The sequence below is a fragment of the Mesorhizobium sp. WSM4976 genome, assembly GCF_029625685.1.
Lineage (GTDB): Bacteria > Pseudomonadota > Alphaproteobacteria > Rhizobiales > Rhizobiaceae > Mesorhizobium.
Genome location: NZ_JARTVT010000008.1, coordinates 173869 through 192940, shown reverse-complemented (window position 1 = coordinate 192940; position 19072 = coordinate 173869). Strand labels below are relative to the sequence as shown.

Annotated in this window: 21 protein-coding genes; 18 read left to right on the top strand and 3 right to left on the bottom strand. The window is 64.1% G+C overall.

Annotated elements, in window-relative coordinates; genetic code table 11:
* Positions 1-40 precede the first annotated feature (40 nt).
* Genes P9272_RS12235 through P9272_RS12220 form a run of 4 tightly spaced genes read left to right on the top strand, consistent with a single transcriptional unit; the run spans position 41 to position 3416 of the window.
* A complete protein-coding gene (locus tag P9272_RS12235) occupies positions 41-778 on the top strand; it encodes an ATP-binding cassette domain-containing protein (RefSeq protein ID WP_278160737.1) in 738 nt (245 codons plus the stop codon).
* Positions 771-1508 carry an ATP-binding cassette domain-containing protein gene (locus P9272_RS12230; RefSeq protein ID WP_278160736.1) on the top strand — a complete coding sequence of 246 codons (738 nt, stop codon included), beginning with the start codon at positions 771-773 and terminating at the stop codon, positions 1506-1508. Before P9272_RS12235 ends, P9272_RS12230 begins: the two co-directional genes overlap by 8 nt.
* Entirely contained in the window at positions 1505-2446 is a 942-nt protein-coding gene (locus tag P9272_RS12225; protein WP_278160735.1) for an ABC transporter permease, read from the top strand. The genes P9272_RS12230 and P9272_RS12225 overlap by 4 nt, the downstream gene beginning before the upstream one ends.
* Before the next feature lie 4 nt (positions 2447-2450).
* Positions 2451-3416 (top strand): ABC transporter permease, encoded by a 966-nt coding sequence (locus P9272_RS12220; protein ID WP_278160734.1) that lies wholly within the window; start codon positions 2451-2453, stop codon positions 3414-3416.
* A gap of 9 nt (positions 3417-3425) precedes the next feature.
* On the opposite strand, the gene P9272_RS12215 is transcribed toward P9272_RS12220, so the two are convergent.
* On the bottom strand, positions 3426-4265 hold the full coding sequence (locus P9272_RS12215) for an amidohydrolase (RefSeq protein WP_278160733.1): 840 nt from the start codon (positions 4263-4265) through the stop codon (positions 3426-3428).
* 65 nt (positions 4266-4330) lie between these two features.
* Positions 4331-5119 (bottom strand): IclR family transcriptional regulator, encoded by a 789-nt coding sequence (locus tag P9272_RS12210; protein ID WP_095817630.1) that lies wholly within the window; start codon positions 5117-5119, stop codon positions 4331-4333.
* A gap of 167 nt (positions 5120-5286) precedes the next feature.
* On the opposite strand from P9272_RS12210, the gene P9272_RS12205 reads away from it, so the two are divergent.
* The 11 genes from P9272_RS12205 (at position 5287) to P9272_RS12155 (ending at position 15370) form a co-directional block, all read left to right on the top strand.
* Entirely contained in the window at positions 5287-6603 is a 1317-nt protein-coding gene (locus tag P9272_RS12205; protein ID WP_128257131.1) for a sugar ABC transporter substrate-binding protein, read from the top strand.
* A gap of 119 nt (positions 6604-6722) precedes the next feature.
* On the top strand, positions 6723-7619 hold the full coding sequence (locus P9272_RS12200) for a sugar ABC transporter permease (protein WP_128257130.1): 897 nt from the start codon (positions 6723-6725) through the stop codon (positions 7617-7619).
* A 2-nt stretch (positions 7620-7621) separates the two neighbouring features.
* Positions 7622-8488, top strand: coding sequence for a carbohydrate ABC transporter permease (locus P9272_RS12195; protein ID WP_278160772.1), 867 nt, complete (start codon positions 7622-7624; stop codon positions 8486-8488).
* Between the two features lie 5 nt (positions 8489-8493).
* Positions 8494-9591, top strand: coding sequence for a sn-glycerol-3-phosphate ABC transporter ATP-binding protein UgpC (gene ugpC, locus P9272_RS12190; RefSeq protein WP_278160732.1), 1098 nt, complete (start codon positions 8494-8496; stop codon positions 9589-9591).
* 1 nt (position 9592) lies between these two features.
* Positions 9593-10705, top strand: coding sequence for a mandelate racemase/muconate lactonizing enzyme family protein (locus P9272_RS12185; RefSeq protein ID WP_278160731.1), 1113 nt, complete (start codon positions 9593-9595; stop codon positions 10703-10705).
* A gap of 10 nt (positions 10706-10715) precedes the next feature.
* Positions 10716-11045, top strand: coding sequence for an L-rhamnose mutarotase (locus P9272_RS12180; RefSeq protein ID WP_278160730.1), 330 nt, complete (start codon positions 10716-10718; stop codon positions 11043-11045).
* On the top strand, positions 11038-12111 hold the full coding sequence (locus tag P9272_RS12175; RefSeq protein ID WP_278160729.1) for a Gfo/Idh/MocA family oxidoreductase: 1074 nt from the start codon (positions 11038-11040) through the stop codon (positions 12109-12111). Before P9272_RS12180 ends, P9272_RS12175 begins: the two co-directional genes overlap by 8 nt.
* A 12-nt stretch (positions 12112-12123) precedes the next feature.
* Positions 12124-12570: a MaoC/PaaZ C-terminal domain-containing protein gene (locus tag P9272_RS12170; protein WP_140687220.1), complete on the top strand. Its 447-nt coding sequence runs from the start codon at positions 12124-12126 to the stop codon at positions 12568-12570.
* A gap of 16 nt (positions 12571-12586) precedes the next feature.
* Complete coding sequence (locus tag P9272_RS12165) at positions 12587-13318, top strand: SDR family oxidoreductase (RefSeq protein WP_278160728.1); 732 nt, start codon at positions 12587-12589, stop codon at positions 13316-13318.
* Positions 13319-13366: 48 nt separating this feature from the next.
* The gene (locus tag P9272_RS12160; protein WP_278160727.1) at positions 13367-14644 is read left to right on the top strand and encodes an L-fuconate dehydratase; all 1278 of its coding nucleotides are present in this window, start codon (positions 13367-13369) and stop codon (positions 14642-14644) included.
* 66 nt (positions 14645-14710) lie between these two features.
* A complete protein-coding gene (locus P9272_RS12155) occupies positions 14711-15370 on the top strand; it encodes a DUF2161 family putative PD-(D/E)XK-type phosphodiesterase (RefSeq protein WP_278160726.1) in 660 nt (219 codons plus the stop codon).
* Here the strand turns inward: P9272_RS12155 and P9272_RS12150 are convergent.
* Positions 15365-15589, bottom strand: a complete 225-nt coding sequence (locus P9272_RS12150; protein ID WP_278160776.1) for a hypothetical protein — start codon at positions 15587-15589, stop codon at positions 15365-15367. The genes P9272_RS12155 and P9272_RS12150 overlap by 6 nt on opposite strands.
* Before the next feature lie 16 nt (positions 15590-15605).
* Between P9272_RS12150 and P9272_RS12145 the strand changes: the two genes are divergently transcribed.
* Genes P9272_RS12145 through P9272_RS12135 form a run of 3 tightly spaced genes read left to right on the top strand, consistent with a single transcriptional unit; the run spans position 15606 to position 18841 of the window.
* Positions 15606-16337 carry a FadR/GntR family transcriptional regulator gene (locus P9272_RS12145; RefSeq protein ID WP_278160725.1) on the top strand — a complete coding sequence of 244 codons (732 nt, stop codon included), beginning with the start codon at positions 15606-15608 and terminating at the stop codon, positions 16335-16337.
* Positions 16334-17536 carry a PLP-dependent transferase gene (locus tag P9272_RS12140; protein WP_278160724.1) on the top strand — a complete coding sequence of 401 codons (1203 nt, stop codon included), beginning with the start codon at positions 16334-16336 and terminating at the stop codon, positions 17534-17536. The genes P9272_RS12145 and P9272_RS12140 overlap by 4 nt, the downstream gene beginning before the upstream one ends.
* A 27-nt stretch (positions 17537-17563) precedes the next feature.
* Positions 17564-18841, top strand: a complete 1278-nt coding sequence (locus tag P9272_RS12135; protein ID WP_278160723.1) for a sugar ABC transporter substrate-binding protein — start codon at positions 17564-17566, stop codon at positions 18839-18841.
* The last annotated feature ends 231 nt before the right edge of the window (positions 18842-19072 follow it).

The window sequence follows — 19072 nt, the reverse complement described above, 5'->3', positions numbered from 1 at the left end:
GAACGCTCTAGGGGCCGGCTTCTCCATTTTGGGAAGAGAAATGCTCGAGGTCCAAGGCGTCTCCAAACGCTATGGCGAAACCGTCGCGCTGGCCGGGGCGTCGATCGCCTTCCGTCCCGGCACGATCCATACGATCCTGGGCGAGAACGGCTCGGGCAAGAGCACGCTGGTGAAGCTCTTGTCCGGTATCGTGCAGCCGGATGGCGGCACGATCCGGCTCGACGGCAAGGCGTTTTCGGGCGCGCAGCCCGCCGCCTTCCAGGCCGCCGGCTTCGCCACTGTTTTCCAGGAGGTGCTGGTCGCGCCCGACCGTTCGGTGACCGACAACATCCTGCTTGGCCTCGACGGTCTTTGGCGGCGAGCCGTGCCGCGGGGCGAGCGTCGAGCCCGGGCGCAGGCTGCCCTCGGCCGCTTCGCGGTGACGCCGATCGATCTCGACCGACCGTGCGGCGAGCTGCCGCTTGCCGCGCGGCAACTCGTCGTGCTCGCCCGCGCGGTTATCCGCAATCCGCGTGTCCTGATTCTCGACGAGGTGACGGCCGCACTGGATTTCGCCGACCGCGAGTCGGTTTTTTCGCTGATGCGCGCGATGGCCGGGGCGGGCACGCTGATCCTGTTCATCACGCACCGCATGGACGAGGTGATGGCTTTGTCCGACCGCATATCGATCCTGCGCGCCGGCCGCGTGGTGAAGACAGAGGAGCGCGGCGCCTCGACGCCGGCCGACCTTCTGGCCGCGATGGCGCCACAAACGGCAGCGGAGCTGGCGCATGGCTGAGGCGAAGGCTCTTCATATGCGCGGGCTTGTCATCGCGCCCGGTGTTGATCCGATCAGCCAGACCATCGTGCCGGGCGAGATCGTCGGTCTTGCCGGCCTCGACGGCCATGGCCAGGAACGCTTCCTGCGCGCGCTGGCCGGACTCGATCGGCCGGTGGCTGGTGAGATTGCCATCGACGGCAAGGCAGGCTCGATCACCAGCTTCCGCAAGGCCGTCGCCGGGGGCATCGCCTATCTGCCGCGCGATCGCCGTTCGACCGGTATCTTCCCGACCCAGTCGGTGCTCGATAATTTCGCGATTTCCACGGTGTCGAATGACCGTCGTTTCGGCCTGCTGAGCTTCGCGGCGCGGCGCCGGCGCTACGAGCCTTACAGGCAAAGACTCAGCATCGTCGCGCCGCGTCCCGACGCGGCGATCACAACTCTGTCCGGCGGCAACCAGCAGAAGGTGCTGCTTGCCCGCGCCCTTGCGCTGGAGCCGAATTTCCTTTTGCTCAACGATCCGACGCGTGGCGTCGACGTGGCGACCCGGCACGTCCTTTATGACGTCTTCCGCGGCCTTGCCGCCGAGGGCATGGCGCTGGTGATCCTGTCCAGCGAGATCGAGGAGATATTGCTTCTCTGCCACCGTGTGCTGGTTTTCCGCGAGCAGCGCGTGTCGGCCGAGTTCTCGGGCGCGGACATGACCACCGAGGCGGTGATCGCCGCCATGTTCGGACGCGCCGCATGAGCCCGGTGCTTGGCCAGCTGCGCGGCGTCGGCTTTGCCGCGGTGATGCTCGTCGTCCTGCTCGTGCTCAATGTCGTGCTCAATCCGGCGCGCTTTCAGCCTTCGTCCTGGGGCACGCTGCTCGGGCTCGCCGCCCCTCTGATCGGCGCGGCTGTCGCCTCGGCGCCGGTCATCCTGGCGGGTCGCGGCGGCATCGACATTTCCGTCGGCCCGTTGATGGGCTTCGTCAACGCCCTGGTCATCCAGGTGCTGTTCCTCAATCTCGGCATTTCGTCGCCATGGATCATCGTTCCGGCCGCGCTGCTGGTCGGGGCGGCGGTCGGCGCCGCGAACGGCGCGCTTGCGACGATCGTCCGCATCCAGCCGATCGTTGCGACGCTCGGCACCTATCTGATCCTCACCGGCGTCACGCTCACCATCCTGCCGGCGCCGATCGGTCCGGCGCCGGACTGGCTGAAGGCCATGGCCGGGCCCTTCTCGATCATGCCGCTGGCGCTGATCGGCCTGTGCTGGCTTCTCATACGCCGCACACCTTATTACGACCTGCTCATGGCCGTCGGCAGCGACGACCGCGCCGCCTATACGGCCGGCGTGCCGGTGACCAGGGTGCGGCTCATCGCCTATGTCGTGACCGGGCTCTTCGCGGCCGCCGCCGGGCTGATGCTCACCTCGCTGATCGGCTCGGCCGACCCCAATATCGGTCCGACCTACACGCTGATCGCGATCGCCGCCGTGGCGCTCGGCGGCGTCAGCCTCGCCGGCGGCCGCGGCGGGCTGGGCGGCGCCGCGATCGGCGCCATCGACATCTTCCTGCTGCAGAGCCTGCTCACCACCTTCAACGTTTCAACCTATGTGCTGCAGATCGCCTATGGCCTTATCCTCGTCGTCGCCGTGGTTCTGACGGCGGTGCAGGAACGGCTGTCGAAGCGGAAAGGCTGACCGGATGACAAGCAACTGGTTCCAGTCCACCAATGCCCGCATCGCCGGCGCCTTCGCGATGGCGCTGCTGCTGCAGATAGCCGGCACGCTGCTCATTCCCGGCTATTCGGCACCCTTTGCCATCCGCGCGCTGCTGGTCATCGCCTCGCTGCTGGCGGTCGCCTCCATCGGCCAGACGCTGGTCGTCATCCTCGGCGGGATCGATCTTTCCATTCCGTTCGTCATCGGCTTCGCCAATGTCGTGGCGGCGCAGCTTTACGGCCAGGGCTGGAACTTCGCCCTGGTCTGCGTCCTCGTCGGTGTCCTTGCCATCGCGATCGGCGCGCTGAACGGGCTGATCTCGCGCGGACTCAACATCCATCCGCTGATCGTCACGCTGGGCATCGGCATGATCGTCCAGGGCGCCGTGCTGTTGTGGACCGGCGGCTTCCCCTCCGGCTCGGCGCCGCAGGTCGTGTCCAGCTTGGTCTCGATCGGGGGTTCGGTCGGCCCCCTGCCTGTGCCCTTGCTGGTGCCCAGCCTCGTGGTTCTGACAGCGCTGATCGTGCTGGTGCTCGCCCGCACGCCCTATGGGCGCCGCCTCTACGCGGTCGGCAGCAACCCTGAGGCGGCGCCCCTGGCGCTGATCGATCCGCTGCGCATGTGGATCCTCACCTATGCCGCGAGCGCCTTCTTCGCGGCGGTCGCCGGCGTGCTTTTGCTCGGCTTCACCGGCTCGGCCTATGGCGATGTCGGCCAGCCCTATCTGTTCCAGACGATCGCCGCCGTCGTGGTCGGCGGCGCCGCGCTTGTCGGCGGCCGCGGCAGCTATCTCGGCACCATCGCCGGCGTCCTGGTGCTGACCGAAATCAACACGCTGCTGATCGGCCTCGGCTTCCGGCCGTCGACGGTGCAGGCCGCGCTTGGCCTGGTCATCCTGCTTCTGGTCTCGCTCTACGGCCGCGAGCGCCATGTACGGGCAACAATTTAAATCGAGCGACTATGCAAGCCGCCACAACCGTCGCGCATTGCCGGATAACAAGCTGATACGCTCTGAATCGCTGACACCGGCCAGCAGCGCATGCGTGGCGGCAATCCAGGTCGTCAGCCCGCCGCCCAGCGTGCAGACCGGCCAGTCGCTGCCCCAGATCACGCGGTCCCAGCCGAAGCTGCTGATCGTGTGCTCGACATAGGGCCGGAGCGTATCGACCGTCCAACTCGCCGGATCGGCATAGGCGACGACGCCGGAGATCTTGGCCGTTACGTTGGGCCGCTTGGCGATCGCCTCCATATGCTCGTGCCAGGGATGCTCGGCATTGCCCTTGATGTCGGGCACGCCGCAATGGTCGAGGACGAACTGGACGTTGGGCGCGAGGTCGGCAAGCGCCATCGCCTTCGGGATCTGATGCGGCAGCACCACCAGGTCGAAGGTCAGCCCGGCGCCGGCCAGCCGCTTGACGTTCTGGCGAAACAGCGTGCCTTCCGAGACATCGTCGGGCACGACATGCAGCACGCGGCGGAAACCCTTGACGAACGGGTCTGCCTCGACCGTTTCCAGATAGGCCTCGAAACCGGCCTCTTCGGGCCGGCAGGAGGCGATCGCCCCACGAAGCAGGCTGCCTGGCTGGCCGGCGAGCGACTTCACGTAAGCGGTCTCAGCGGCGATGTCGGCGGGGTCGACATCGACCTCCATGTGCAGCACAGCCTCAATGCCGGAACGCAACGCATCGGTCGCGTATTCCTGATAGGAGAAATCGCGGTTCAGCGCCGGCACGCCGGCCAGCCAAGGATAGCGCAATGCGCTCTGGTCGATGAGGTGCAGATGCGTGTCGATGATCATGGCGGCGTCTCCTCTCATTGTGCCAGGCAATATCCCGCCTAAAAATGCATTATTCAAATAGGAAGTTACGACGACTGCGGGACATCCGACCCGGCAAGCTGCGACAGTCTTGCGGCGGCATCCTGCAAATGCCGGATCGTCAGTGTGATGTCCGGCGCCGTAGGCGCATTGACGAGGGTGATATAGGGGATGGTCAGCGCTGCGATGGCTCTACCGTCAGGTCCGAGCACCGGTGTCGAAAGATTGTAGACGCCGGCGGTCTGCAGCGAAGCCATCATCTCGTAGCCGCGGTCGCGCACCTGGTCGAGGCGGGCGAAGAACTCGGGCGTCAAATTGAGCTGTTCGGTGCTCTGCAGATGCTCGGCGATCATCATCTTGCGCTCCTCGGGCGAGCGGAAGGCAAGCAGCACATGGCCGGAGCCGGTGTCGAACAGGCTGATATGCGAGCCGACCCGGATCGAGATGCCCCAGTAGCGCGGCGCTTCCTGCTGGGCGATGACAACGGCGGCGCCGCGGTCGAACACCACCAATTGATTGGCCTGCCATGAGGTTTCGGCCAGGTCGCGCATGATCGGCGTCGCGTAGGACACCAGACGACGCACCGGCGCGTGTAGCTGCGCCAGCCCGAAAAGCTTGAGCGTCAGCGAATAGCGGTCGCCGTCGATCTTGGTGACATAGCCGCGCCGCACCAGGCGGTCGAGCATGCGGTAGAACTCGTTCGGGCTGCGGTCGAGTCGCTTGGCGATCTCCGCCTGGGTCAGACCGCCGTCCACGCTCGCCAGCAGCTCGAGGATGTCCAGCCCCTTGTCCAGCGCCGGCGCGCGGTAGCGGTCCCCGTCTTCTTCCTCGGCCAACTGCCCCTCCAGTGAATTTTCTCCTGCATATATGCATGAAGCTCGTCTCGCTGGAAGCATAATCGGCTTGACCCGGGAATGAAAATGCTATTTGCATATGAATGAAGCTCAGGTGATCCGCTGCGCATCCGGCCGGCCGTCGCCGCGAGTTCGTGGGAGGAGAGAACATGACGAGACTGCTTCTGGGCATTTCCGCCGGCCTGGCCGGTTTGCTGCTGGGCGGCACGGCGTTTTCAGCCGATCTGCCCGGCAAATTTCCGGGTGTCACGATCGACGCCAAGCTGATCGGCGGCCAGCAATACGAGAAGCTCTACGAGCGCATTCCGGAATGGGAGAAGCTGACCGGCGCCAAGGTCAATATCCTGTCGAAGAAGAACCACTTCGACCTCGACAAGGAGATCAAGTCGGACATTGCCTCCAACTCGATCACCTGGTGCGTCGGCTCCAATCATACATCGTTCGCGCCGCAATATCCGGGCATCTATACCGATCTCGCCAAGCTGCTGCCGAAGGAGGAGATCGACGCCTTCGTGCCGGCCAACATCGCCGCCGGGACGCTGGACGGCAAATTGGTCATGCTGCCGCGCGCCCAGTTCGACGTCTCGGCGCTTTACTACCAGAAGAGCCTCTACCAGGACGAAGCCAAGAAGAAAGCCTATAAGGCCAAATACGGCGAGGAGCTCGCTCCGCCGGACACGTTCGACGAGATGGCGCAGCAGGCCGAATTCTTCGCCAGCCCGCCTGACTTCTACGGCACGCAATATGCCGGCAAGGAAGAGGCGATCAACGGCCGCTTCTACGAGATGGTGATCGCCGATGGCGGCGAATATCTCGACAAGGACGGCAAGCCGGCGTTCAATTCCGAGGCCGGCGTCAAGGCGCTCGACTGGTTCGTCAAGCTCTACAAGGCCAAGGCCGTGCCGGCGGGCACCACCAACTATCTGTGGGACGATCTTGGACAGGGCTTCGCCTCCGGCACCGTGGCAATCAACCTCGACTGGCCGGGTTGGGCCGGCTTCTTCAATGACCCCAAGTCGTCCAAGGTCGCCGGCAATGTCGGCGTCAAGGTCCAGCCCAAGGGCTCGTCCGGCAAGCGCTCCGGCTGGTCCGGCGCGCATGGCTTCTCGGTGACCGAGAACTGCGCCAACAAGGAAGCCGCCGCTTCGCTGGTCTGGTGGCTGACCAATGAGGACAGCCAGAAGTTGGAAGCCGCTGCCGGTCCGCTGCCCACCCGAACCAAGGTTTGGGAATGGGATCTCGAGCAGGCGAAGTCCGATCCGTACAAGACCGAAGTGCTGCAGGCCTTCCAGGAAGCCGCCAAGAACGCCTTCCCGGTTCCTCAGACGCCGGAATGGATCGAGATTTCCAACGCCGTCTATCCCGAGTTGCAGGCCGCCATCCTTGGCGACAAGACGTCGAAGCAGGCGCTCGACGACGCTGCCGCCAAGGCAACGCAAATCCTCCAGGACGCCGGCAAGCTCTAGGCAGCCGCGCCCTCAACCGCCTCCCCGCGAACCGGGGAGGCGGCCGCGTAGCCTCGCAAAATATGCCATCCTCGGTATCGACCGGGGCTGGATCATTTCACCTCGCTGATAGGATCCCGATGAAGGGCTTCAAGCCATCCGCGCCGATTCTCCTGCTGCTGCCGGCCTTCGTCGTGTTGGCGGCGGTGGTGCTCGTGCCGCTGCTTTTGTCGCTCTATTCCAGTTTCACGCCCTTCCGCTTGACCCGGCCCGAGACCTTCTTCGTGCTGATCGGCTTCCGTAACTATATCTCGATCCTGAGCAATCCCGACTTCTGGTGGGCCTTCGGTCGTACCGTTCTGTTGCTCACCATCGCGCTCAACCTCGAAATGCTGCTCGGCCTCGGCCTGGCTATGCTGGTCGAGAAGGCGGCCCGCGGCCAGCGCATCCTGCGCACGCTGATGATGTTCCCGATGATGTTCTCGCCGATCCTGGTCGGCTTCCAGTTCAAATTCATGTTCAACGACAATATCGGCCTGGTGAACAACGCGCTGCAGTCGCTGGGCATAACCCAGGACGCCATCCCGTGGCTGATCGAAAGCCACCTCGCCTTCACCGCCATCACCATCGCAGAAGTCTGGTCGTCGACCTCGATCTTCGCCATCCTGATCCTGGCCGGTCTGCTCGCCATGCCCAAGGAGCCCATCGAGGCGGCCCGCGTCGACGGCTGCACGCCCTGGCAGACCTTCCGCTATGTGACCTGGCCCTTCGTCATGCCCTTCGCCTACATCGCCATGACGATCCGCTCGCTCGACGTCGCGCGCGCCTATGACATCGTCAAGATCATGACCGATGGCGGTCCGGCCGGCCGCACCGAGCTTTTGTGGACGCTGGTCGGTCGAACCGCTTACAGCGACGCTCGCATGGGGCTGGCCAACGCCATGGCCTATTTCTCGATCCTGCTGTCGATCGCCTTCACCGTCTATTTCTACAACAAGCTCGCCGCGGCGCGCGCGCAGATCGGCGCGGAGTGGTGATGATGGACGAGAACGCCTCCGCCCGCCTCACACGCCGCGCGCTGACCGTCGCGCATCGCGTCGGCCTTTTCCTGGCCATGCTCGTGATCTGCCTGCCAGGCATCTGGATCGTGCTGTCGTCGCTCAGGCCCACGGTCGAGATCATGGCCAAGCCGCCGGTCTGGATACCACAGGAAATGTCCTTCGATGCCTATGTCGCCATGTTCAGCGGCATCGGCAAGGGCGGCATTCCGGTGCTCGACTACTTCCGCAACTCGCTGATCATCTCGGTCACCTCGACGGTGATCGCGGTCGCCATCGGCATGGCCGGCGGCTATGCCTTCGCGCGCTACCGCTTCCGCGGCAAGTCGGGGATGTTCCTCGGACTGATGCTGACCCGCACCGTGCCAGGCATCGCCATGTCCCTGCCGCTCTTCTTCGTCTATGCGCGGCTCGGCATCATCGACACGCATTTCGGCATGATCCTCGCCTATGTGGCGCTGAACATCCCCTTCACCATTTGGCTGATCGACGGCTTTTTCCGCCAGGTGCCGAAGGATCTCGCCGAAGCAGCCCAGATCGACGGCTGCACGCGCTGGCAGGCCTTCTGGCAGGTCGAATTCCCGCTGGCGCGTCCGGGCATCGCCTCGGCCGCCATCTTTGCCTTCCTCACCTGCTGGAACGAGTTCGCGCTGGCCTCGCAGTTGACCCGTTCCGTCAACTCCAAGACACTGCCCGTCGGGCTGCTCGACTTCACGGCCGAGTTCACCATCGACTGGCGCGGCATGTGCGCGCTGGCGGTGGTGATGATCATCCCGGCGCTGACCCTCACCTACATCGTCCAGAAACACCTCGTCGGCGGCCTCACCTCCGGCGCGGTGAAAGGTTGAACTTCATGGCAACGGTTTCGCTGAAAAAGCTCACCAAGCGCTACGGCAATATGCAGATCGTGCACGGTATCGATCTCGATATCGCCGACCGCGAATTCATCGCGCTGGTCGGCCCCTCCGGCTGCGGCAAGTCGACGACGTTGCGCATGATCGCGGGCCTTGAGGACATCAGCGGCGGCAACATCGACATCGGCGGCCGGGTGGTCAACGACCTGCCGCCGCGCTCGCGCAACATCTCGATGGTGTTCCAGTCCTACGCGCTCTATCCGCATATGACGGTGCGCGAGAATCTCGGCTTCTCGCTGAAGATCGCGGGAGCGGCCAAGGACGACATGGACCGGCGCGTGGCGGAAGCCTCCGCCATCCTCGGCCTCGACGAGCTGCTTGACCGCCGGCCCTCACAGCTCTCCGGCGGCCAGCGCCAGCGCGTCGCCATGGGCCGCGCCATCGTGCGCGATCCCGACGTCTTCCTGTTCGACGAGCCGCTGTCTAACCTCGACGCCAAGCTCAGGACGCAGATGCGCACCGAGATCAAGAAGCTGCACGCCAAGGTGAAGTCGACGGTGATCTATGTAACCCACGACCAGGTCGAGGCGATGACCCTCGCTGACCGCATCGTCATCATGCGCTCCGGCCATATCGAGCAGGTCGGCACGCCGGACGAGGTGTTCAGCCGTCCCGCCACCCGCTTCGTCGCCGGCTTCATCGGCTCGCCGCCGATGAATTTGCACGAGGCGACGGTGAGCGACGGCAGGCTTGTCTTCAGCCGCGGCGACAGCCTGCCGCTGCCTGGACAGTTCAAGTCGAAGACGGCGGCCGGCGACAACGTCGTGTTCGGCATTCGTCCGGATGATTTCTACCCGACCGGTCACGGCCTGAGCTCGGGCGGCGAAACCGAAGTGCACCGCGTCGATCTGCCGGTCAGCATTACCGAGCCGCTCGGCAACGAAACGTTGGTCTTCGCCGAGTTCAACGGCGCCGACTGGGTCTCGCGCATGCTCAATCCCAAGCCGCTGAAAGCCGGCGACAGGATCGGCATGAGCTTCGACCTGAGCCGCGCGCATCTGTTCTCCGCCGAAACCGGCAAGTCGCTGAGGGCCTGACATGGCGAAAATCGAAAAAATCGAGCTGCGCATGGTCGACCTCGTGCCGAAGGTGAAGCGCACGGACGCCATCCAGAGCTTCGTCAGCCAGGAAACGCCGATCGTCACCATCACCGATGCCGACGGTGCGACGGGGACGGGCTACAGCTACACGATCGGCACCGGCGGCTCGTCGGTGATGCGGCTTCTGGCCGACCATCTCGCGCCGCGCCTGATCGGCCGTGATGCCGACCAGATCGAGGCGATCTGGCACGATCTCGAATTCGCCACCCATGCCACCACCATCGGGGCGATCACGGCTATCGCACTGGCCGCGATCGACACCGCCCTTTGGGATCTGCGCGCGAGAAAACAGAACCTGCCGCTCTGGAAGCTCGCCGGCGGCGCCAAGGACCGCTGTCCGCTCTACACCACCGAAGGCGGCTGGTTGCATATCGAGACGCAGGCGCTGGTGGACGACGCCCTGGAAGCGAAGGCCAGGGGCTTTACCGGCTCGAAGGTCAAGATCGGCAAGCCGCACGGCTCCGAGGATTTTTCGCGGTTGGCGGCGGTGCGCAAGGCGGTCGGCGACGCCTACGAGATCATGACGGACTGCAACCAGGGTTTTTCCGTCGACGAGGCGATCCGGCGCGCCGAGCGGCTGCGCGAGCTCGACCTTGCCTGGATCGAGGAGCCGCTGCCGGCCGACGACATCGACGGCCATGTGCGGTTGTCGAATTCGACCGCGACGCCGATCGCCGTCGGCGAGTCGCTCTATTCGATCAGGCATTTCCGCGAGTATATGCAAAAGGGCGGCGCCAACATCATCCAGGTCGATGTCGGACGCATAGGCGGTATCACGCCCTGGCTGAAAGTGGCCCATGCGGCCGAAGCCTTCGACATGCCGGTTTGCCCTCATTTCCTGATGGAATTGCATGTCAGCCTGGTCTGCGCCATCCAGAACGGCAAATATATCGAGTATATTCCGCAGCTCGATGAGTTGACGGGCGCCAAGATGTGCATTGAGGATGGCCATGCTCTGGCGCCCAGCGAGCCGGGCATCGGCATCGATTGGGACTGGGACGCGGTCAAGGCAAGAAGCATCGCCGAATTCACCACGGCGATCGTGAAATAGGGAGGCGGGTATGCAGCGCATGGGCATGGTGCTTGGATTGAAAACCGAGAAGGTCGAGGAATATGTCCGCCTTCATGCCGCCGTATGGCCGGACGTTCTCGCCATGATCTCGGCCTGCAACATCAAGAACTATTCGATCTATCTGAAGCGGCCGGAGAACCTGCTCTTCTCCTATTTCGAATATCACGGCACCGACTACGCCGCCGACATGGCCAAGATGGCGGCCGACCCGAAGACGCAGGAATGGTGGTCGGTGTGCATGCCCTGCCAGGAGCCGCTCGAAACCCGAAAGGAAGGCGAGTGGTGGGCGTCGATGGATGAGGTCTTCCATCATGACTGATGCCTTCGATCCGGCATCGCTGGCCCAGTCCTGGCCGAAGCCGTCGGAGCCGCGGCCGATCGTCACCTTCGGCGCCGGTTCGATCGTCGGCGACGCTCATTTCCCCGCCTATCGCAAGGGCGGCTTCCCGATTTCGGGCCTCTACGATCCGGACCAGGCGAAGGCGCAGAAGCTCGCCGACAAATGGGGCGTGAAGGCGTTTCGTTCGATCGAGGAAGCCGCGACGGTGAAGGACGCGATCTTCGATCTCGCCACACCGCCGGGCCGGCACGCCGAGGTGCTTAAGGCTTTGCCTGATGGCGCGGTGGCGCTGATCCAAAAGCCGATGGGCAATTATCTCGGCGAGGCGACCGAGATCCTCGAAATCTGCCGCGCCAAGAAGCTCAAGGCCGCGGTCAACTTTCAGCTCCGTTTCGCGCCGATGATGCTGGCGCTGAAGGACGCCATCGCCAAGGGCTGGCTGGGCGAGGTCGTCGACTTCGATGCGCTGCTGGCGCTCGACACGCCCTGGCAGCTCTGGGAATTCCTGCTGAAGGCGCCGCGCGTCGAGATCGCCATGCATTCGATCCATTATCTCGACCTGATCCGCCAGCTTCTAGGCAATCCGCTGGGCGTGCACGCCAAGACGCTCGGCCATCCCAATCACAAGGTCGCGCAGACCCGCACCAGCGCCATCCTCGACTATGGCGATACGGTGCGTTGCGGACTTTCGATTAATCACGACCACAAATTTGGCCGCCGCCACCAGGCCTGCGAGTTCCGCATCTGCGGCACCGAGGGTGCTGCCTATGTCAAGCTCGGCCTCAACCTCGACTATCCTCGCGGCGAGCCGGATATTTTGGAAATCTATGCAAAAGGCGGGTCGGACTGGACCGCCATACCGCTCGCCGGCGAATGGTTCCCCGATGCCTTTGTCGGCCGCATGGCCAATGTCCAGCGCTTTGCCGCTGGCGAGGACGCCGAGCTTGTCAGCTCCGTCGAGGACGCTTGGCACACCATGGCGCTGGTCGAGGCCGCCTATAAGTCGAGCGCCGCGCCGGCAACGCCGCTAGCCGCAAAGCCGTAAGTTAGGCCGGACATGGAACAGACCACCTATTTCGAGGATTACGAGATCGGCTCGTCGCGCCTCACCAGCGGCCGCACCATCACCGAGACCGATTTCGTCGTCCATGCCGGCCACACCGGCGATTTCTTCCCGCATCACATGGACGCTGAGTTCATGAAGACGACGCCCTTCGGCCAGCGCATCGCGCATGGCACATTGGTCTTTTCGGTCGGCGTCGGCTTGACAGCGAGCGTCATCAACCCGGTCGCTTTTTCCTACGGCTACGACCGGTTGCGCTTCATCAAGCCGGTCTTTATCGGCGACACGATCCGCACCCGCACCACCATCGCGGCCAAGGAAGACGACCCGAAACGGCCAAACGCCGGACGCATCATCGAGCGCGTCGAGGTTTTGAACCAGCGCGACGAGGTCGTGCTGGCCGCGGATCACATCTACATCGTCGAGCGACGGCCCGGCTGAAAGACGGAGATAAAACATGGCTGACATCACAGGCAAGGTCGTGGTCGTCACGGCGGCCGCGCAAGGCATAGGGCGGGCAAGCGCGCTGGCCTTCGCCAAGGCCGGCGCCACCGTCCACGCCACCGACATCAACGAGACGGCCCTGGCCGAGCTCGCAAAGACCTCCGGCATCATGACGCGAAAGCTCGACGTGCTGAACGACGAGGCGGTGAAGACCGCCTTCGCCGAAATCGGCCGCGTGGACGTCCTGTTCAACTGCGCCGGCTTCGTCCATGCAGGCTCGATCCTGGAGATGAAGGACGAGGAACTCGACTTCGCCTTCAACCTCAATGTGCGCGCCATGATCCGCACCATCCGCGCCGTTCTGCCCGGCATGTTGGAGCGCGGCGACGGCTCGATCATCAACATGGCGTCGGTGGCAGGCGCCCCGAAAGGCGTGCCGAACCGCTTCGCCTATGGCGTCACCAAGGCGGCCGTCATCGGCCTCACCAAATCGATCGCCGCCGACTATGTCGCCAAGGGCATTCGCTGCAACGCCGTCTGCCCGGGCACTGTCGAGAGCCCCTCGCTTCAGGGCCGCATGCAGGCGCAAGGCGACTATGAGGCGGCGCGCGCGGCCTTCATAGCCCGCCAGCCGATGGGCAGGATCGGCACGCCGGAGGAGATCGCCGACCTTGCCGTCTATCTCGCTGGCGCCACCTACACGACTGGGCAGGCCTATAACATCGACGGCGGCTGGTCGATCTGAGGCCGTTCCGGCGATCGAATGACGAGGCAGGCCAGCTAAGAGGCAGCAATGACGAAAATCACGGACCTCAGAACCTTCGACCTGCGTTTCCCGACGTCGCGAAGCCTGGACGGCTCGGACGCGATGAACCCGGACCCGGATTATTCGGCCGCCTATGTCATCCTCGACACCGATGTCCCGTCGCTGAAAGGCCATGGACTGACCTTCACCATCGGCCGCGGCAACGAGATCTGCTGCGCGGCGATCGAAGCGCTGCGCCATCTCGTCGTCGGGCTCGATCTTGACTGGGTGAAGCAGGATCCCGGCCGTTTCTGGCATCACGTGACCGGCGATAGCCAGTTGCGCTGGATCGGCCCGGACAAGGGCGCCATGCATCTAGCCGTCGGCGCGGTGGTCAACGCGGTGTGGGACCTGTCGGCGAAGGAAGCCGGCAAGCCGGTCTGGCGCCTCGTCGCCGAGATGAGCCCGGAAGAAATCGTGCGCATCGTCGACTTCCGCTACCTCACTGATGCGATCACGCCCGCCGAGGCTCTGGAGATTTTGAAGAAGGCCGAGGCCGGCAAGGCCGGGCGCATCGCCACGCTCGAGCGCGAAGGCTATGCCTGCTACACCACCTCGGCCGGCTGGCTCGGCTATCCCGACGACAAGCTACGGCGCCTCTGCCAGGAAGCCGTCGACGATGGGTTCAACCACATCAAGCTGAAGGTCGGCCGCGACCGCGCCGACGACATCCGTCGTCTCAGGATTGCCCGCGAGGTCATCGGTCCGGAGCGGTACCTGATGATCGACGCCAATCAGGTCTGGGAAGTCGACCAGGCGATCGACTGGCTCAAGGACCTTGCCTTCGCCAAGCCTTTCTTCATCGAGGAACCGACCAGCCCCGACGATGTCGCCGGCCATGCCAAGATTCGCAAGGCTGTGGCGCCGATCAAGGTCGCGACCGGCGAGATGTGCCAGAACCGCATCATGTTCAAGCAGTTCATCGCCGGCGGCGCGATTGACGTGGTGCAGATCGATTCCTGCCGCATGGGTGGGCTGAACGAGGTGCTGGCGGTGCTGCTGATCGCCGCTAAGTTCGGCCTGCCGGTCTGGCCGCATGCCGGCGGCGTCGGCCTGTGCGAATATGTCCAGCATCTGTCGATGATCGACTATGTCGCGGTGTCGGGCAGCAAGGATGGACGGGTCATCGAATATGTCGACCACCTGCACGAGCATTTCCTCGAGCCTTGCGTGATCCGCGACGCCGCCTATATGCCGCCTCAGGCGCCCGGCTTCTCGATCGAGATGAAGGCGCAGTCGATCGAGGATTACCTGCACCGCGCCTGACATCGGTGCCCGTGACCGCAATGGTTCCGCTGGGCCGGATAGCCGCGAATCGGCTATGCCTCTCCCATGCAGGAAACCTCCCTGTACGAACCGGTGAAGCGGTTCCTCGAGAGCATGGATTTCGCCGTCAAGGGTGAGATCGGCGGCTGCGACGTGGTCGGGGTGCGCGCTGGCGAGCCGCCGGTAGTCGTCATCTGCGAGCTGAAGCTGCAATTTAATCTCGAACTCGTCCTGCAGGCCGTCGACCGTGCAGCTTCCTGTGACGAGGTCTGGCTGGCCGCTTTGATGTCGGCGCGCGGCAAGGGCCGTGAGCACGACCGGCGCTTCCGCGCGCTTTGTCGCCGCCTCGGCTTCGGCCTGCTCGGCGTCGGCAGGAAGGGCGAGGTCGAGCTGTTGCTCAGCCCCGCCGCCCTGCCGCCGCGGCGGGATCCCAGACGGCGCTCGCGTCTGGTCGAGGAGCACCATCGCCGCAAGGGAGATCCGTCCATCGGCGGCAGCACGCGCAAGAAGCCGATCATGACCGCCTATCGGCAGGAGGCGCTTGCCTGCGCCGCCGCCATGATCGACGGCCCCAAGCGTCCGCGCGATCTGAAGACGCTCTCGCCGCGGGCGGCCAGCATCCTGCAACATAATTACTATGGCTGGTTCGCCAGGGCAGAGCGCGGCGTCTACGCACTGACCGAAGCCGGGCTTATGGCGATCACGCCTGCGGCGGTGTCGCTATGAACTCAAACACAGACTTGAGGTCCCAGCGGCTGTAGAGCCAATCGCGGCGATCTCCTTCAGCGCCTCGCGATTTTCGCTGAGCACCGGCTCCTCGATGAACAGCCGGTATGGCTCCAGTTCCTTGACCAGATGCGCGCCATCAGTCCCCGGAAAAATCCAAGTCGGCCCGGTTGACTTCTTGCTTCGATCATGCAGAAATTGGTTGGACCATTGAACCATTTTAGGCGCAGCCGGCTTGACCGATCACTTGCCCCCGATCCAGACGACGGCTCGCGATGACGCGGTGCTGAAGGCGTTGGCGGGGTTCGTGCGGCAGGAGGCTCTGGGTCCGGGCGAAAAGCTGCCGACCGAGCGCATCCTCGCCGAACGGCTCAAGGTCAGCCGCAACACGGTGCGCGAGGCGCTGACGCGCTGGGAAGGGCTGGGCCTCGTCGAACGGCGGCAGGGCTCGGGCACCTATCTCAAGGCCGCTGTCTCGCCCGACATGCTGCACATGCCGCTGACGCTGGCCGGCGGCAATGATTTCGCCGGCCTGATGGCGACGCTGGAAATCCGCCGCGCTCTGGAGGCGGAGGCGGCAGCCCTTTGCGCCATTCGTGTCGGCAAGGCCGAACTCGCAGAGATCGAGCACAAGCTCGACCTCATGGAGGAGGCCTTCCAGACCCGCGCCGGCATGTCCTCGGACGAGGACTGGGAGTTCCACCAAGCGGTCTTCCGCGCCTCGGGCAATCCGCTGTTCGAGCAGATCATCGCCGCCATGTACGAGATGTTCCACCGCTTCTGGGAACATCCGCTCGGCGTGCGCGATTTCGGCCATGCCAGCTTTCCCTATCACCGCACCATTTTCGAGCGCATCGCCGCGCATGACCCCGACGGTGCCCGCGCCGAGGCGCTGAAGCTCATCGCCACCGTCGAGGAGGACCTGAAGCGCGGCGCCGCCAACCTCAAACTTTCGGACCGCAGATGAACGAGCAGCCCAACACTTTCGACCCGGCCTCCCTGGCCAGCGACTATCTCGGCGAGGCGGCGACGCTGCTTGCGCATGACGATCCGTTCCCCGGCGGCGCCGTGGTTCCGCCGATCTACCAGACCTCGCTCTTCACCTTCGCCAGTTACGCAGACATGGCCGATACCTTTGCAGGCCGGAGGAAGCAGCCGATCTATTCGCGCGGCGACAACCCGACAGTGATGGAGTTCGAGGCGCGCGTGGCGGCGCTCGAAGGGGCCGAAGCCGCGCGCGGCTTCTCCAGCGGCATGGCGGCGATCAGCGCGACCGTGCTCGCCTTCGTCGGCGCCGGCGAGCGCATGGTCGCCGTGCGCAACTGCTACGGCGATGCCTACCGGTTGTTCGAGCGGCTGTTCCCGCGCCTGAACATCAAGGTCGACTATGTCGACGGCTCCGATCCAGACGCGGTTGCCGCGGCACTCCCCGGCGCCAAGCTGCTCTATCTCGAAAGCCCGACCTCGATGATGTTCGAGCTGCAGGATATCGGGCATCTTGCGCGGCTGGCGAGGGAACAAGGCATCGTCACCACAATCGACAACTCCTGGGCCAGCCCCGTCTTCCAGAAGCCGATCACGCACGGCGTCGACCTTGTGCTGCATTCGGCCTCCAAATATCTGAGCGGCCACAGCGACACCGTCGCCGGCGTGGTGGCGGGCTCTGCCACCCATATCAAGCACATCAACGAGCAGACCTATTCGCAGCTTGGCGGCAAGCTGTCGCCCTTCGAAGGCTGGCTCCTGCTGCGCGGCCTACGCACGCTGCCGCTGCGCCTGCCGCATCACATGAAGAGCGGGCTCACCATTGCCGAGCGGCTGAAGGCGCATGGCAAGGTCGAGCGCGTCAACCATCCCGCCTATTCCAACCATCCCGGGAAGAAGACCTTAGCCGGCTATGCCGGGCTGTTCTCCTTCGAGGTCATCGAGGATGTCGACATCCCGGCCTTCGTCGATGCGCTGAAATATTTCCGCATCGGCGTCAGCTGGGGCGGCCATGAAAGCCTGGTCGTGCCGGCAAAGGCTTCGCTCGAGCAGACGCCGGGCATCAATTCGATGGCGCGCTTCGGCGTCAGCGCCCGAACCATCCGCTTCAATGTCGGATTGGAAAATGTCGAGGACCTTTGGGCCGACATCGCCCAGGCCTTCGACAAGTCAAAAAAATAACGAGCGTTCAAAATGGGAGTCCTGAACATGAAAAGACTGACCTTCATGCTTGCCGCCGTCGCCGGCCTGGCGATCTCCGCCAGCGGCGCGCTGGCCGACACCACCATCAAGCTGGTCGAGGTCATCACCAGCCCGCCGCGCACCGAATTCCTGAAGAAGCAGATCGCCGAGTTCGAAACGGGCAATCCCGGGATAAAGGTGGAGGTGGTCTCGCTGCCCTGGGGCCAGGCCTTCGAGAAGTTCCTCACCATGGTGCAGGCCGGCGACACGCCAGACGTGGTCGAGATGCCGGAACGCTGGATGGGCCTATACGCCAATAACGGCCAGCTCGAGGATCTTGGCCCCTACATGGCCAAGTGGCCCCACGCCAAGACGCTCGGCGACCGCGCCAAGCAGTTTGGCTCGACCGTCAACAACACGCAGTTCATGATCCCCTACGGCTATTATGTGAACGCGCTGTTCTGGAACAAGAAGTTGTTCAAGCAAGCCGGCCTCGATCATCCGCCGGCAACGCTGGACGAGTTCGTCGACTTCTCCAAGAAGATCTCGGCCATCCCCGGCAAATACGGCTACTGCCTGCGCGGCGGGCCTGGCGCCTTCAACGGCATGCACATGTTCATGAACATCGCCGACGGCAAGGGCGGCTACTTCACCGACGACGGCACCTCGACCATCAACGATGAAGGCTCGGTCAAGGGCCTGCAGATGCTGGCCGACATGTACAAGAACGGCCTGGCGCCGAAGGATGCGGTGAGCTGGGGTTTCAACGAAACGGTCACCGGCTTCTATTCCGGCACCTGCGCCATGCTCAACCAGGACCCGGACGCGCTGCTCGGCATCGCCGACAAGATGAGCGCCGACGATTTCGCCGTCGCGCCGCTTCCCGTCGGCCCGAGCGGCAAATCCTATCCGACGCTGGGTTATGCCGGCTGGGCGATGTTCGCCAACTCGCAGCACAAGGACGAGACCTGGAAGCTGATGGCGACGCTGCTTTCCCCCAAGGACAATCTGGAATGGGCCAAGGAAGTCGGCGTCATCCCGATCCACAACGGGGCCGATCAGGACGCGCATTTCAAGACCGAACAGTTCAAGGGCTGGTTCACCGAACTCAGCGACGGCTCCAAATATGAGATGGTGACGCCGCCGACCCATCTGGAAAACCTCGGCAACTTCGTCGACCAGGTGGCGATCAAAAATTTCCAGGAAGTTCTGCTCGGCCAGAAGCCGGCCAAGCAGGTAGCCGACGAATGGGCCGCGTTCCTGACCAAGGAACAGAAAGACTGGCTGGCGAAGAACAAGAAGTGACGCTGACTTCACCTTCTCCCCGTTCAACGGGGAGAAGGTGTCACGCGATGCATGTCGCCCAAAAGTGCGAAGCGGTTTTGGGATAACGATATGCACAAAAATGCCCGGATGAGGGGCAGCGCCGACTTCTGAGAAGCTAGCGCCGCCCCTCATCTGCCTGCCGGCATCTTCTGTCCGTTGAACGGGGAGAAGGACGCTGTCGCCTGCGCCGGCACTCACACCTCACCGTAG

Coding starts and splice junctions, on each gene's coding strand:
- P9272_RS12235 (WP_278160737.1), top strand. CDS start 41: ATGCTCGAGGTCCAAGGCGTCTCCAAACGCTATGGCGAAACCGTCGCG.
- P9272_RS12230 (WP_278160736.1), top strand. CDS start 771: ATGGCTGAGGCGAAGGCTCTTCATATGCGCGGGCTTGTCATCGCGCCC.
- P9272_RS12225 (WP_278160735.1), top strand. CDS start 1,505: ATGAGCCCGGTGCTTGGCCAGCTGCGCGGCGTCGGCTTTGCCGCGGTG.
- P9272_RS12220 (WP_278160734.1), top strand. CDS start 2,451: ATGACAAGCAACTGGTTCCAGTCCACCAATGCCCGCATCGCCGGCGCC.
- P9272_RS12215 (WP_278160733.1), bottom strand. CDS start 4,265: ATGATCATCGACACGCATCTGCACCTCATCGACCAGAGCGCATTGCGC.
- P9272_RS12205 (WP_128257131.1), top strand. CDS start 5,287: ATGACGAGACTGCTTCTGGGCATTTCCGCCGGCCTGGCCGGTTTGCTG.
- P9272_RS12200 (WP_128257130.1), top strand. CDS start 6,723: ATGAAGGGCTTCAAGCCATCCGCGCCGATTCTCCTGCTGCTGCCGGCC.
- P9272_RS12195 (WP_278160772.1), top strand. CDS start 7,622: ATGGACGAGAACGCCTCCGCCCGCCTCACACGCCGCGCGCTGACCGTC.
- ugpC (WP_278160732.1), top strand. CDS start 8,494: ATGGCAACGGTTTCGCTGAAAAAGCTCACCAAGCGCTACGGCAATATG.
- P9272_RS12185 (WP_278160731.1), top strand. CDS start 9,593: ATGGCGAAAATCGAAAAAATCGAGCTGCGCATGGTCGACCTCGTGCCG.
- P9272_RS12180 (WP_278160730.1), top strand. CDS start 10,716: ATGCAGCGCATGGGCATGGTGCTTGGATTGAAAACCGAGAAGGTCGAG.
- P9272_RS12175 (WP_278160729.1), top strand. CDS start 11,038: ATGACTGATGCCTTCGATCCGGCATCGCTGGCCCAGTCCTGGCCGAAG.
- P9272_RS12170 (WP_140687220.1), top strand. CDS start 12,124: ATGGAACAGACCACCTATTTCGAGGATTACGAGATCGGCTCGTCGCGC.
- P9272_RS12165 (WP_278160728.1), top strand. CDS start 12,587: ATGGCTGACATCACAGGCAAGGTCGTGGTCGTCACGGCGGCCGCGCAA.
- P9272_RS12160 (WP_278160727.1), top strand. CDS start 13,367: ATGACGAAAATCACGGACCTCAGAACCTTCGACCTGCGTTTCCCGACG.
- P9272_RS12155 (WP_278160726.1), top strand. CDS start 14,711: ATGCAGGAAACCTCCCTGTACGAACCGGTGAAGCGGTTCCTCGAGAGC.
- P9272_RS12150 (WP_278160776.1), bottom strand. CDS start 15,589: ATGGTTCAATGGTCCAACCAATTTCTGCATGATCGAAGCAAGAAGTCA.
- P9272_RS12140 (WP_278160724.1), top strand. CDS start 16,334: ATGAACGAGCAGCCCAACACTTTCGACCCGGCCTCCCTGGCCAGCGAC.
- P9272_RS12135 (WP_278160723.1), top strand. CDS start 17,564: ATGAAAAGACTGACCTTCATGCTTGCCGCCGTCGCCGGCCTGGCGATC.